General features: G+C 63.2%; 13 protein-coding genes. 11 read left to right on the top strand and 2 right to left on the bottom strand.

The window, feature by feature from the left end; genetic code table 11:
• Nucleotides 1–254: 254 nt before the first annotated feature.
• The 5 genes from NKJ67_RS27465 to NKJ67_RS27485 are packed head-to-tail and all read left to right on the top strand — an operon-like array spanning nucleotide 255 to nucleotide 5,169.
• Nucleotides 255–536 (top strand): acyl carrier protein, encoded by a 282-nt coding sequence (locus tag NKJ67_RS27465; protein WP_010909964.1) that lies wholly within the window; start codon nucleotides 255–257, stop codon nucleotides 534–536.
• Nucleotides 537–592: 56 nt separating this feature from the next.
• A complete protein-coding gene (locus NKJ67_RS27470; RefSeq protein ID WP_128289322.1) occupies nucleotides 593–1,783 on the top strand; it encodes a beta-ketoacyl-ACP synthase in 1,191 nt (396 codons plus the stop codon).
• Nucleotides 1,784–1,834: 51 nt separating this feature from the next.
• On the top strand, nucleotides 1,835–3,106 hold the full coding sequence (locus NKJ67_RS27475; protein WP_352584314.1) for a beta-ketoacyl-ACP synthase: 1,272 nt from the start codon (nucleotides 1,835–1,837) through the stop codon (nucleotides 3,104–3,106).
• A 37-nt stretch (nucleotides 3,107–3,143) separates the two neighbouring features.
• Nucleotides 3,144–4,172: a zinc-binding dehydrogenase gene (locus tag NKJ67_RS27480; RefSeq protein WP_127269349.1), complete on the top strand. Its 1,029-nt coding sequence runs from the start codon at nucleotides 3,144–3,146 to the stop codon at nucleotides 4,170–4,172.
• Nucleotides 4,173–4,185: 13 nt separating this feature from the next.
• Nucleotides 4,186–5,169 (top strand): lipid A biosynthesis lauroyl acyltransferase, encoded by a 984-nt coding sequence (locus NKJ67_RS27485; protein WP_164873981.1) that lies wholly within the window; start codon nucleotides 4,186–4,188, stop codon nucleotides 5,167–5,169.
• A 61-nt stretch (nucleotides 5,170–5,230) separates the two neighbouring features.
• Here NKJ67_RS27485 and NKJ67_RS27490 read toward each other — a convergent pair whose 3' ends face one another.
• Entirely contained in the window at nucleotides 5,231–5,659 is a 429-nt protein-coding gene (locus NKJ67_RS27490; RefSeq protein ID WP_023812266.1) for a L,D-transpeptidase, read from the bottom strand.
• 222 nt (nucleotides 5,660–5,881) lie between these two features.
• Between NKJ67_RS27490 and NKJ67_RS27495 the strand changes: the two genes are divergently transcribed.
• From NKJ67_RS27495 to NKJ67_RS27515, 5 genes are all read left to right on the top strand, one after another.
• Nucleotides 5,882–7,162 carry an acetylornithine deacetylase/succinyl-diaminopimelate desuccinylase family protein gene (locus tag NKJ67_RS27495; protein ID WP_292336562.1) on the top strand — a complete coding sequence of 427 codons (1,281 nt, stop codon included), beginning with the start codon at nucleotides 5,882–5,884 and terminating at the stop codon, nucleotides 7,160–7,162.
• 161 nt (nucleotides 7,163–7,323) lie between these two features.
• Entirely contained in the window at nucleotides 7,324–8,802 is a 1,479-nt protein-coding gene (locus tag NKJ67_RS27500; protein WP_352584317.1) for an ABC transporter substrate-binding protein, read from the top strand.
• Nucleotides 8,803–8,815: 13 nt separating this feature from the next.
• Nucleotides 8,816–9,763 (top strand): ABC transporter permease, encoded by a 948-nt coding sequence (locus NKJ67_RS27505; RefSeq protein WP_352584319.1) that lies wholly within the window; start codon nucleotides 8,816–8,818, stop codon nucleotides 9,761–9,763.
• Nucleotides 9,760–10,629, top strand: coding sequence for an ABC transporter permease (locus tag NKJ67_RS27510; RefSeq protein WP_127331883.1), 870 nt, complete (start codon nucleotides 9,760–9,762; stop codon nucleotides 10,627–10,629). Before NKJ67_RS27505 ends, NKJ67_RS27510 begins: the two co-directional genes overlap by 4 nt.
• Nucleotides 10,626–12,248 carry an ABC transporter ATP-binding protein gene (locus NKJ67_RS27515; protein ID WP_352584321.1) on the top strand — a complete coding sequence of 541 codons (1,623 nt, stop codon included), beginning with the start codon at nucleotides 10,626–10,628 and terminating at the stop codon, nucleotides 12,246–12,248. Before NKJ67_RS27510 ends, NKJ67_RS27515 begins: the two co-directional genes overlap by 4 nt.
• A gap of 21 nt (nucleotides 12,249–12,269) precedes the next feature.
• Here the strand turns inward: NKJ67_RS27515 and NKJ67_RS27520 are convergent, their stop codons facing one another.
• Complete coding sequence (locus NKJ67_RS27520; RefSeq protein ID WP_127268808.1) at nucleotides 12,270–12,701, bottom strand: TerB family tellurite resistance protein; 432 nt, start codon at nucleotides 12,699–12,701, stop codon at nucleotides 12,270–12,272.
• Nucleotides 12,702–12,849: 148 nt separating this feature from the next.
• On the opposite strand from NKJ67_RS27520, the gene NKJ67_RS27525 reads away from it, so the two are divergent.
• On the top strand, nucleotides 12,850–13,635 hold the full coding sequence (locus NKJ67_RS27525; protein WP_127268807.1) for a TSUP family transporter: 786 nt from the start codon (nucleotides 12,850–12,852) through the stop codon (nucleotides 13,633–13,635).
• Nucleotides 13,636–13,683: the final 48 nt, after the last annotated feature.

Below are 13,683 nucleotides of genomic sequence, written 5' to 3' on the forward strand. Positions count from 1 at the left end.
ACACACGCCACCGGGGGGGGTGTTTAATTTTGGGTAAACCCCCCGTCACTGCTTATCTCGGCCCCAAAAAAAACAAGGGCTGCGTTCCCGAAAACTCACGGGCCGGGGTTAAACCCGCGGCCCCTTCTTGCGTTTCCTGGATGCCTTACCCATCTGCGCCCGGCGCATCAGGCCTTTTCCTGCCGGGAAAAACCGATTAGACAGCGCCCAAACAAGATGCGGACAGATTCCGCCCGCAACCGAAGGAAAAGCCCTTGTCCACCACGTTCGACAAAGTCGCCAAGATCATTGCCGACACCAGCGAGATCGATATCGACACGATTACGCCCGAGAGCCACACGATCGACGATCTCGGCATCGACAGCCTCGATTTCCTCGACATCGTCTTTGCCATCGACAAGGAATTCGGCATCAAGGTGCCACTGGAAAAGTGGACCCAGGAGGTCAATGACGGCAAGGCTTCGACCGACGATTACTTCGTCATGAAGAACCTGTGCGCCAAGATCGACGCGCTGGTTGCCGCCAAGACCGCCTGACATCGGTTGAGCGTTCGATCTTGACGCGCTCTGCCGCCTGACCCACAAAGCCGCACATGAGCAGCCCCCGCGACGTCGTCATATCAGGTATCGGCCTTGTCTCCTCGCTGGGGGAAGGTCCGGACGCCCATTGGCAAAAGCTCGTGCAGCCGGGGCTGGAACCGGTGCTCGAAGCGGCGCGCTTTGCACCCTATACCGTTCATCCATTGCCGGAGATCGACTGGAACCTGCAGATCGCCAAACGTGGCGATCAGCGCCAGATGGAAACCTGGCAGAGGCTCGGCACCTATGCCGCAGGCCTGGCGCTGGACGACGCCGGCATCAAGGGCAATGACGAACTCTGCACGACCATGGACATGGTCGTGGCCGCGGGCGGCGGCGAACGCGACGAGGCGGTCGATGCCGCCATTCTCGCCGCTTCGGAAAGCCGCAACGACCGCGATGTGCTGATCAACGAGAAATTGACCACCGAATTGCGGCCGACACTGTTCCTGGCGCAGCTTTCCAATCTGCTCGCCGGCAACATCTCCATCGTCCACAAGGTGACCGGCTCATCCAGAACCTTCATGGGCGAGGAAGGTGCCGGCGTCGCCGCCGTCGAGACAGCAGCCGCGCGCATCCGCTCCGGCCAGTCGACGCACATCCTGGTCGGCGGCGCCTTCCAGACCGAACATTCCGACATGCTGCTCGGCTATGAACTCGCCGGCTATTTGCATCGCGGCCCGTGGAGGCCGGTCTGGCAAAGACAGGGCGCTGAGGGCGGCGGCGTCGTGACTGGATCCGGCGGTGCCTTCCTGGTGCTGGAGCAGCGCGAACACGCGATGAGCCGCGGCCGCAAGATCTATGCCGAGCTTGGGCCGGTCGTCTCCGGCCGCGCCAGGCGCCCACGGGGAGAACTCGACGCCCAGATCGCCGCCCTGCTCAAGCAGGCTGCAATGCCGAACGGCAAATTGCTGGCCATGTCGGGCGCGTCGGGCGCCCATACGGCAACCATCGCCGAGAAAGCCGCGCTCGATGCCAATCCGGCGATTGCCGCGCGCGGGTTCTCGACGCTGACCGGACACATGAAGGAAGCACAGTTTCCCTTCGCTGTGGCACTGGCGGCGCTGGCCGTCGATCGCAAGGCCGCCTACCCTGTTTTTGATGCCGCAGCCGAGAAGCCGTTCGAAGGGGTTCCCGCAACCGTCCTTGCAACGGCGATCGGCTATCACCAATTCGAGGGCATGGCGCTCGTCAACGCCGCCTGATGCGGTGGTCCACGATCCATGCCGCAACGATAAACGATCGAGGGCTACCGCATGGCCAATCTGAACGATCATATGGGCAGGCCGATCGTTGCCGTCACCGGCATCGGCGTGGTGACCTCGCTTGGCGTCGGCAAGGCCGATAATTGGGCGGCGCTGACCTCGGGCAAGTCGGGCATCCACCCGATTACCCGTTTTCCGGTCGATCATCTCAACACCCGCATCTCCGGCATGGTCGACTTCCTACCGTCGAGCTCGAAGGGCTCCAGCCACCTCACCTATGAACTGGCGGAAACCGCCGCGCGTGAGGCCGTGGCCGAGTCCGGCCTCGATTCCGGTGATTTTGGTGGTCCTCTCTTCCTCGCTTCACCGCCGGTCGAACTCGACTGGCACGACCGCTTCGCGCTCTACAATTCCAATGATTTGGACTCCGGCGGCGAACGGCTGCTGCGGGTGGCGCGCGGATTGAAGGAACTCGACTTTTTCGAGACCACGCAGTTCGGCTCGATCGCCGGCCGGCTTGCCGACCGTTTCGGCACCCGCGGGCTGCCGATCACGCTGTCGACCGCCTGCGCTTCCGGCGCCACCGCCATCCAGCTCGGCGTCGAGGCGATCCGCCGCGGCGAATGCGACCGCGCCCTGTCGATCGGCGCCGACGGTTCGGCGACCGCCGAGGCGCTGATCCGCTTCTCGCTGCTGTCCGCGCTGTCGACCCACAACGACATTCCCGAAAAGGCGTCAAAACCCTTCTCCAAGGACCGCGACGGCTTTGTCCTCGCCGAGGGCTCGGGCGCGCTGGTGCTGGAATCACTGGAAGCCGCACTCGCGCGCGGCGCCACCGTCCTGGGCATCCTGCGCGGCTGCGGCGAAAAGGCGGACGATTTCCACCGCACCCGCTCGAAGCCGGACGCTTCGCCGGCGATCGCGGCGGTTCGTGCTGTGCTTGCCGATGCCGGCTTGAGCCAGGACGAGATCGACTACGTGAACGCCCACGGCACCTCGACGCCGGAAAACGACAAGATGGAGCATCTGTCGCTGTCGACCGTGTTCGGCGAGCGGATCGGCTCGATGCCGGTCTCGTCGAACAAATCGATGATCGGCCACACGCTGTCGGCGGCGGGCGCCGTCGAGGCGGCGTTCTCACTGATGACGATGCGCGAAAGCGTCATCCCGCCGACCATCAACTATGACAATCCCGACCCCGCGATCGTGCTCGACGTGGTGCCGAACAAGAAGCGCAATGCCGAGGTCCGCACCGTGCTGTCGAACTCCTTCGGCTTCGGCGGCCAGAACACTTGCCTTGTCATGGCGCGGGAACCGGTCTAAGCGACCTTTTTCAGCCAGACCGAAACCGACAGGCCCAATGCGCGCATTGCAACTTATCGAGGACCGCCGTCTTGAAACGGTGGACCTGCCGCCTCCCCCACCGCCGGCACTTGGCGAAGTCACGCTGCGCATCAAGGCGGTGGCGCTGAACCATATCGACGTCTGGGGCTGGCGCGGCATGGCCTTCGCCAAGCGCAAGCTGCCGCTGGTCGTCGGCGCCGAAGCCTCGGGCGAGGTCGAGGCGGTAGGCTCCGGCGTTTCCAGCCTGCTGCCCGGACAATTGGTATCGATCTACGGCGCGCGCACCTGCGGCCTCTGCCGAGCCTGCCGCGAAGGCCGCGACAACCTCTGTGAACATGTTTCGGGTGTGCACGGTTTCCATCTCGACGGTTTCGCGCAAGAGAAGATCAACCTGCCGGCTCGCCTGCTGGTCCCCGCCCCGCCCGGCGTGACCGACATCGGCGCGGCGGTCGCGCCCGTCACCTTCGGCACGGTCGAGCACATGCTGTTCGACAACGCCAGGCTACAGCCCGGCGAGACGATCCTTATCCATGCCGGCGGATCCGGCATCGGCTCTGCGGCCATCCAGCTGGCCAAGCGGATGGGCTGCACCATCATCACCACGGTCGGCTCCAACGACAAGATCGACAAGGCCAAGGCGCTCGGCGCCGACCATGTCATCAACTACCGCGACGACCGTTTCGAGGGCGTCGTGCGCAAGCTGACCAAGAAGAAGGGCGTCGATGTCGTCTTCGAACATGTCGGCGCCGACACTTTTGCCGCCTCGATGCTGTGCCTGAAGCGCGGCGGCCGCCTGGTGACCTGCGGTTCGACTTCCGGCGTGTCGACGCAGATCAATCTGATGCAGCTGTTCCAGCAGCAATTGAAACTGCTTGGCTCGTTTGGCTGCCGCATGGAAAACATGGCCAACGCCATGCAGAAAATGGCGGCGGGACAGGTCGCACCCGTCATCGACACCGAAGTCGGCTTCGACGGTATCGACGCCGCGCTGAAGCGCATGGAAGGCCGCGACGTTTTCGGCAAGATCATCCTGCGCGTCGGCTAGAGCCTTGACCTCTGTGTTCAAGAAGTTCCGCCGGGATCTAAAATTTCGCTACGGCAGGCAACTGCGCCAGCTCAATTACTGGCTGGTGGCGCGCGCCGCAATGATGATCATCTCGGTCCTGCGCCTGCTGCCGGCCGACAGTGCGTTGAATTTCGCCGACCGCGCCGCACGCATGGTCGGCCCCCGGGTGGGACGCCATCAGGTCGCCGTCGACAATCTGCGCAAGGCCTATCCGGAAAAGGGCGAAGCCGAGATCCAGGCGATCGCCTCCGACATGTGGGGCAACATGGCCCGTCTTGCCGCGGAATACATCTTTCTCGACGCCCTCTTCGACTATGACCCTACAGCGATCAAGCCCGGCCGCATCGAGGTCAAAGGAGCGGACCACTTCCTCGAAATCGCCAGCGAAGTGAAGCCGCACATCGTCTTTACCGGCCATCTCGGCAATTTCGAATTGCTGCCGGTGGCGGCGGCGACCTTCGGCATGAACATCACGGCGCTGTTTCGCCCACCCAACAATCCTTATCTTGCCGACTACATCCTCTCGACGCGCCGCTCGACCATGGGCTCGTTGCTGCCATCGATGGCCGGTGCCTCATTCGCCTTGGCCGGGGTCCTGGAGAACGGCGGCAACATCGGCATCCTTGTCGACCAGAAATTCTCCAACGGACTGGAGACGACATTCTTCGGCCGTCCGTGCCAGAGCAATCGGGTGCTGGCCACCCTTGCCCGTCACTATGACTGCGACGTCTATCCGGCTCGCTGCATCAGGCTGCCAGGCAACCGCTTCCGGCTCGAAATCGAGGACAAGCTGACATTGCCGCGAACGGCTGACGGCAGCGTCGATGTCCACGCCACCACCCAGCGTCTCAACGATGTCGTCGAACGCTGGGTGCGAGAAGATCCCGGCCAGTGGATGTGGTTCCACAAAAGGTGGGAGATCAGCGGCGGGCGTCGAAAGCGGCCCTCGCAGGCAAAAGCGGTCCCGAACGCTTAAACGGAACTGCTGGCGAGGGTGTTAGCCCTGCGCCAGCCGACAACGGCGAACCTGAATCTCTTCAGTTGGTGACGACAATGCGCGTGTTGCCGAAACCGGCTTGCCGAACCATCGCATAGAAGGCGGCGGCATTGGTCGGGTGCAAGCGCACACAGCCATGCGATGCCGGGCGCCCGAGCTGCCTCACCGCGCCGGTGCCGTGAATGGCATAGCCGCCGCGGAAGAACACCGAATGAGGCATTGGCGACATGTCGTATTTGCGCGAATACCACATCCGCGCCGTCCGTTGCGGCCGATAGCTGCCGCGCGGCGTAATGTAACCTTTGCGCGCGGTGGAGACGCTCCACCGGTAAACCGACGCGCCATATCTGACGGTCATCGTCTGCGAAGACACGTCAATATTTGCAACGAGGCTGGCTGCCCAGCCCTGCCCCGAAGCACCGAACAGCATCGCAACAAACACGGCTGCCATGAGAACTGTCTTTTTCATGCGATCAAACCCCTTTGATTGCCCCTAACCTGCCTGCCCTCAAATTGTCTCTCATCTTTTTAATGGCAGATGAACGGGCTAACACACACACCTTGACCAATTCGCCAATCCAAAGCAGCGAATTTGAACGATTTCCCGCAATAGTTGCCGCAACGACACGCCGCACAGGCTCGATCACCAACGGGCTTGCAAAACGGCCGAGATCGCTGCTCAACTCTGGGCATGAACGAGCGACTCCTCCGGGCAATCGATGACAGGCGCGACGATGTCGTCGCGCTGACCACTGAGCTGATCCGTTTTCCGACCATCAATCCACCCGGCGAGGCCTATCGGCCATGCGCCGAATATCTCGGCGCGCGGCTGAAGAAGAGTGGTTTCGAGACCGAATTCATCCGCGCCGAAGGCACGCCCGGCGACACCGACCGCTACCCGCGCGTCAATGTCGTTGCCCGTTTCGACGGAAGATCGTCAGGCGCCTGCGTCCACTTCAACTCGCACATCGACGTGGTCGAAGCCGGCGACGGCTGGACCGTCGATCCTTTTGCCGGCATCGTCAAAGACGGCAAGGTCTATGGTCGCGGCGCCTGCGACATGAAGGGCGGACTGGCCGCCTCGATCATCGCAGCCGAAGCCTTCCTGGAAGTCTTCCCCGACTTTCCCGGCGCCATCGAAATATCCGGCACCGTCGACGAGGAGTCCGGCGGCTTCGGCGGCGTCGCCCATCTGGCCAGACTAGGCTATTTCTCAAAACCCAGGGTCGACCACGTCATCATTCCCGAGCCGCTCAACAAGGATCGCATCTGCCTCGGGCATCGCGGCGTCTGGTGGGCGGAGATCGAGACCAAGGGCGAGATCGCGCACGGCTCGATGCCGTTTCTCGGCGACAATGCGGTGCGCCACATGGGCGCCGTGCTGAGGGCTTTCGAGGACGAGCTGTTCCCTGCGCTTGACCGTAAGATGACGCGCATGCCGGTCGTGCCCGAAGGGGCAAAACGCTCGACCATGAACATCAATTCGATCCATGGCGGCCAGACCGAGGACTTCCGGCCCGGCCTGCCGTCGCCCAACGTGCCCGACTCCTGCCGGCTGACCATCGACCGTCGTTTCCTGCTGGAGGAAGATCTCGACACCGTCAAAGGCGAAGTGACCGGTATTCTCGACCGGCTAAAGCGCGAGCGGACAAAATTCGACTACGAAATCCGCGACCTGATGGAAGTGCTGCCGCTGATGACCGAGCGCGACGCCCCGGTGGTCAAGGCGGTTGCGCAAGGCATCATGGCGATCTTCGACCGCGAACCCGACTATGTCATTTCGCCCGGCACCTACGACCAGAAGCACATTGCGCGCATCGGCCATATCTATGATTGCATCGCCTATGGGCCGGGCATTCTCGACCTCGCCCACCGGCCGGACGAATGGGTCGGGATATCGGACATGGTAGAATCGGCCAAGGTGATGGCGATAGGGCTCAATGTGCTGCTGCGCGGCACAGCCGCAGGGTAAGGCGCACCGCGACAAGCTTCGACCTGCCGATGCGGTGGCCAGGACAAAAACATTCCCGGCCACGCCAACGGGCAGAACGAAACGCAATTTACTCCGCGGCGAAATCACGCTTCTATCGCCCGGGTTTGAGCAGGTGTCTGAAACGCATTGGGAGTTGCACGATGAAATTGTGGAAAACCATCCTGGCCGCTGCAGTGCTTTCACTGGCCGCCGGCGCTTCCGCGTTTGCCGCGCGAACCGACCTGGTCATCGGCATTCCGCTCGAACCCCCGCATCTCGATCCGACCGCAGGTGCCGCCGCGGCGATCGACGAAGTGCTCTACGCCAATGTGTTCGAGGGCCTGACCCGCATCGGGCCGAATGGCGAGGTGCTGCCCGATCTGGCCGAAAGCTGGACCATTTCCGATGACGGCAAGGTCTACACCTTCAAGCTGCACACCGGCGTCAAATTCCACGACGGCACCGACTTCGATGCCAGCGACGTGAAATTCTCGCTCGACCGTGCCCGCGCCGACAATTCGGTCAACGCCCAAAAGGGGCTGTTCGCCGCCATCGACACAGTCGACGTGGTCGACCCCGCAACGGTCAAGGTCACGCTGAAGAACCCGCAGGGATCCTTCCTCTACAATATGGGCTGGGGTGACGCGGTGATCGTGGCGCCGGAATCGGCAGAGACCAACAAGGAGAAACCGATCGGCACCGGCCCGTTCAAGTTCCAGAGCTGGGCCAAGGGATCGTCGATCACGCTGGTCAAATCGGACAATTACTGGGGCACACCGGCGTCCCTCGACAAGGCCGAATTCCGCATCGTGCCCGATGCCGCGGCCTATGTGCCGGCCCTGCTTTCCGGCGACATCCAGGCTTTCCCGTTCTTCGATGCCGACAGCCTCGCGCAGGTCAAGGACGATCCGCGCTTCAAGGTGGTGATCGGCTCGACCGAGGGTGAGACCATCCTGTCGATCAACAACAAGAAGCCACCTTTCGACAAATTGCAGGTGAGGCAGGCGATCTCCTACGCGCTCAATCGCAAGGCGATCATCGACGGCGCCTCGGCCGGCCTCGGCCAGCCGATCGGCTCGCACATGTCGCCGGCCAGCAAGGATTATGTCGACCTCACCGGCCGCTACCAGCATGATGTCGCCAAGGCCAAGGAATTGCTGAAAGAGGCAGGCCTCGAAAACGGCTTCAAGGCGACGTTGAAACTGCCGCCGCCCGCCTATGCCCGCCTCGGTGGCGAAATCATAGCCTCACAACTTCGCGACGTGGGCATCGATCTGGAGATCATCCCGGTCGAATGGGCGCAGTGGCTGGATCAGGTGTTCACCAAGAAGGATTACGACCTGACGATCGTCTCCCACACCGAGCCCAACGACATCGATATCTATTCGCGCAAGGACTATTACTTCAACTACGACAACCCGGCCTTCGACAAGGTGATTGCCGATCTCGGCGTCACCTCCGACGAAGCCAAGCGCAAGGAATTGCTGGGGCAGGCGCAGAAGATCCTGGCGGACGATGCCGTGGTCGGCTTCCTCTACGAACTGCCCAAGGTCGGCGTCTGGGACGCCAAGCTGCAAGGCCTGTGGGAAAACGCCCCGATCCAGGCCAATGATTTGACCAAGGTGAAGTGGAGCGAGTGATCCCCCACCTTCCATGACCGGCTACCTCCTAAAACGCTTCGCCGTCGCGCTCGCCACGCTGGTGCTGGCTTCCATGGTGGTGTTCGCCGTCCTGGAGATCCTGCCCGGCGATCCGGCGCGGCTGATGCTGGGCCTGAACGCCAGTGCCGATCAGGTCGAGCTGCTGCGCAACCAGATGGGCCTCAACGCGCCGCTGGCCTTGCGCTACCTGCAATGGGCCGGCGGCCTGCTCAGTCTCGATTTCGGCCGCTCCTACACCTATTCGGTGCCGGTCATCGATCTGGTGCGCGAGCGGCTTGCCGTCTCGCTGCCGCTGGCGCTGATTGCGCTTGCGCTCTCCACCATCATCGCGATTCCCGTTGGCCTGTTTTCCGCCAGCCGGCGTGGACGCGCCGGTGATACGATTTCGATGGGCGCCGCACAGCTTGGCGTCGCCGTGCCCAATTTCTGGTTCGCGCTGATGCTGATCTATGTCTTCGCCGTCTGGCTGCGGCTGGTCCCGGCCGGTGGGTTTCCCGGCTGGAGTGCCGGCATCTGGCCAGCCTTGAAATCGCTGCTGCTACCGGCGGTCGCACTTGCCTTGCCGCAAGCCGCGATCCTGGCGCGCGTTACCCGCTCGGCGCTGATCGAGGTGCTCAACGAGGACTATATCCGCACCGCCCGCGCCAAGGGCCTGCCCTATCGCACTGTCTTGTGGCGGCATGCGCTGCGCAACGCCATGATCCCGGTGTTGACCATTCTGGGCCTGCAATTCGCCTTCCTGCTTGCCGGCACCATCATCATCGAGAATGTGTTTTATCTGCCCGGCCTCGGCCGGCTGGTGTTCCAGGCCATCACCCAGCGCGATCTGATCGTGGTCGAAAGCGTCGTCATGCTGCTGGTCGCGGCCGTCATCGCCGTCAACCTCCTCGTCGACCTTTCCTATGCGGTGGTCGATCCGCGCCTGAAAAGCCGGCAATGACACTGCACATCGACATCCCAGAGGAGACGTTCGGCAGCATCCTGGCCAAGGCATTCAGGAACACCGCCTTCGTGGCCGGTTTCGTCATCACCCTGCTGATCCTGGCAATGGCTGCAGTCTCTTATGGCTGGACGCCCTACGACGTCACCAAACTGGTGATATCGGACAAGACGCAAGCCCCCTCGCTGGCGCACTGGTTCGGCACCGACCATTTCGGCCGCGATATCCTGTCGATGGTCATGGTCGGCGCCCGCAATTCGATTGCCGTGGCGCTGGTCGCGGTTGGCATCGGCATGGGGGTCGGCGTGCCGCTCGGGGCCTTTGCCGCGGCACGCGGCGGCCTCGTCGACGAAGCGCTGATGCGGCTGAACGATCTCGTCTTCGCCTTCCCGGCTTTGCTGTCGGCGATCATGATCACCGCCATCTTCGGGCCGGGCGCGATCAACGCCATCATCGCCATCGGCATCTTCAACATCCCCGTCTTTGCCCGTGTCGCCCGCGCCGGCGCGCTGGCGATCTGGCCGCGCGAGTTCATTCTGGCCGCGCGCGCCGCCGGCAAGAGCAGCACGCAGATCACAATCGAACATGTGCTGCCCAACATCGCCACGCTGCTCCTGGTGCAAGGCACCATCCAGTTCGCGCTGGGCATCCTGGCCGAGGCCGGGCTTTCCTATCTCGGCCTTGGCGCGCAACCGCCAATGCCGAGCTGGGGCCGCATGCTGTTCGACGCGCAGACCCGCATGGTGGTGGCGCCATGGATGGCGATCTTTCCGGGCATGGCGATCGTTGTCGCCGTGCTGGGGCTGAACCTCCTGGGCGACGGCATCGCCGACATCCTCGATCCGAAATCGCGGCGGCAGCGATGAGCCTGCTCGACATCGAGAACCTGTCGCTGACCATCGGCGACACGCAGATCCTTAAAGGAATGGAGCTTTCCGTCGCGCCCGGCGAGGTGATGGGTTTGGTCGGCGAATCCGGCTCGGGCAAGTCGATGACCGCGCTGACGGTGATGCAGCTTCTGCCCCATGCCGCGCGCGCCACCGGACGCGTCACATTCGACGGCATCGACATCCTCGCGGCAACCGAGGATCAGATGTGCGCGCTGCGCGGCGACGACATCGGCATGGTCTTCCAGGAGCCGATGACGGCGCTCAATCCGATCAAGACCATCGGCGAACAGGTTGCCGAAGGCATACGCTGGCACACCAAGGCCAGCCGCGCCGAGGCCGAAGACCGGGCGCGAAAAATGCTCGACCGCGTCGGCCTCCCCGAAGCGAAATTTCCAATGTCGCGCTATCCGCATGAACTGTCCGGTGGCCAGCGCCAACGCGTCGTGATCGCCATCGCCTGCGCGCTGAAGCCGCAGCTGCTGATCGCCGACGAACCGACGACGGCGCTCGACGTGGTGCTGCAGGCACAGATCCTCGACCTGTTACGCGACCTCGTCGCCGAAAGCCGCATGGGTCTGCTCCTGATCTCGCACGACCTCGCCGTGGTGACCGAGATGGCGGACCGCATCACTATCCTGCGCCGCGGCGAGGTTATGGAAGCCGGCGACACTGCGCGCACGCTGTCCGAGCAGCTCCATCCCTACACCAGCCAGCTGGCGCAGGCCTCGATGCATGTGCCGGCGCGCGCCAGGCCGCATGGCATCGAGACGAGCCGACCTTTGCTTCAGGTCGAAAGCGTGACACGCGACTATCCCGGACGGCGCACCTCATTGTTCAAACGCGCGCCTGGCATCCGCGCCGTCGACGATGTCTCGCTGTCGATGGCGCCGGGTCAGTCAGTGGCGCTGGTCGGCAGATCCGGCTGCGGCAAGTCAACGCTCGCCCGCATGATCCTGGCGCTGGATCGGCCGACATCGGGCTCGATCCGGTTTCGCGGCGAGACCGTCACCGGCAAGAGCGAAGCCGAGCTGAAGCCGGCTCGCCGTGACATGCAGGTCGTTTTCCAGGATCCCTACGGATCCTTCGACCCGCGTCAGAAGGTCGAAAAACTAGTCGCCGAACCCCTGCATGTGCTGGAGAAGCAGCCGACACGCACCGAGCGCCGCGAAATGGTGGCGCATGCGCTGCACGAAGTCGGCCTCGGCATCAGCGACATGGACAAATACCCGCATGAATTTTCCGGCGGCCAGCGCCAGCGCCTGTCGATCGCCCGCGCCATCATCACCCGCCCCAAGCTGGTCGTCGCCGACGAGCCGGTCTCGGCGCTCGACGTCTCGATCCGCGCCCAAATCCTCGATTTGTTCGCCGAGCTCAACCAGAAGCTCGGCATCGCCTATCTCTTCATCACCCATGATTTGACCGTCGCCCGCGCCATCACGGACGAGGTGCTGGTCATGCATGACGGCAAGGTCGTCGAGCGCGGCAAGACGAGCGAGGTGCTCGACCACCCGCAGTCCGAGGCTGCCAAGGCGCTTGTCACCGCCGCTCCTGACTTGCACCGGGCAATCGCGAAGCGGCTGCGAGAGCAAGGCTGATCAGGAGAGAAGGCGGCCCAATCACTCCTGCGGCTTCACCACATCGACCGGGCTGATGTCGAGCAGGTCGAGCGTGCGGCGCAGAAGGCGCATCTCGCTCTCGGCAAGTTGCGAATCCGCCTTGGCGATCTCCGCCATATGTTTGGCCAATTGCCGGCGCCGCTCGACATCGAGGTCGCGGAACAGTGCAATCGCCTGCGAGCCGTTGGTCTCGTAGCCGAACTCGTTGAGATATTCGATGACGCTGTCGATACTGCTTTCCGCAATGCCGAAGGCGTCCTTGCAGATGCGCCGGAAGACAACCATCTCGCTCTCGCTGACAGACCCGTCGGCCAGGATCATGCGAAACAACATCAGCAGTTCCGCCGACAGGACCGGATCGTCCGCCACCTTGCGCACACCCGGGTCGCCGTCGAATATCTGACGTATCTGGTCCAGCAATGCGAATGCCATCAGGAGCCTCTTTCCGGGTTAACCACACAAATACAAATCCAAGCGCGATGCGCTTGGATAGAGGTAGCGCGGAATCGACCTTGCGCAAACAGGGCGGCCGTGGTCGAACGCCCGATATTTCAGCCGGCCGGACACCGCCATACATCAGATGATCGACCTTAGCATCCAGACCGTCGCCATGCTCGCCTTCGCCGCCTTTGCCGCGGGCTTTGTCGATTCGATCGCCGGCGGCGGCGGGCTGATCACCGTGCCGGCGCTGCTGCTTGCCGGCTTCACGCCGGTCCAGGCGCTCGCCACCAACAAACTGCAAGGCATGTTCGGCTCGGGCTCGGCGACCATCCACTACGCATCGAAGGGTCATGTGGACCTCCGCCGGCAATTGCCGTCGGCGCTTCTGGCCCTTGTCGGAAGCGCCATCGGCGCCTTGCTGGCAACGATCGTGCCGGGTGACATTCTGCGGGCTGCCCTGCCCATCGTGCTGATCGCCATCGCGCTCTACTTCGCGTTTAAGCCCAACATGAACGACATCGATCGCGCCGAGCGGCTGTCGCCCTTCCTATTCGGACTGATCCTGGTACCCGCGATCGGCTTCTACGATGGCCTGTTTGGACCGGGCGCAGGCTCCTTCTACATGCTGGCCTTCGTGGCGCTTGCCGGCTATGGCGTGCTCAAGGCGACGGCGCATACCAAGCTGCTCAACTTCGCCTCCAACATCGGCGGCTTCATCGTCTTCGCGGCCTTCGGCGTCGTCTACTGGAAGATCGGCCTGATGATGGGCGTTGCCCAGTTCATCGGCGCCCGCGTCGGCGCCAGCCTGGCCATGCGCATCGGCGCGAAACTGATCAAGCCGCTGCTGGTGATCGTGTGCCTGGCGCTTGCTGTGAAGCTGCTGGCCGACCCGGCGAACCCGCTGCGCGCCCTGATTGGTGTGTGATCACGCGCCCTGATAGAATGCCGCTGTTCGAATCATGTAGGAGGAGCC

It is taken from the genome of Mesorhizobium sp. M0088, assembly GCF_040322895.1.
In the GTDB taxonomy this organism is placed as follows: domain Bacteria; phylum Pseudomonadota; class Alphaproteobacteria; order Rhizobiales; family Rhizobiaceae; genus Mesorhizobium.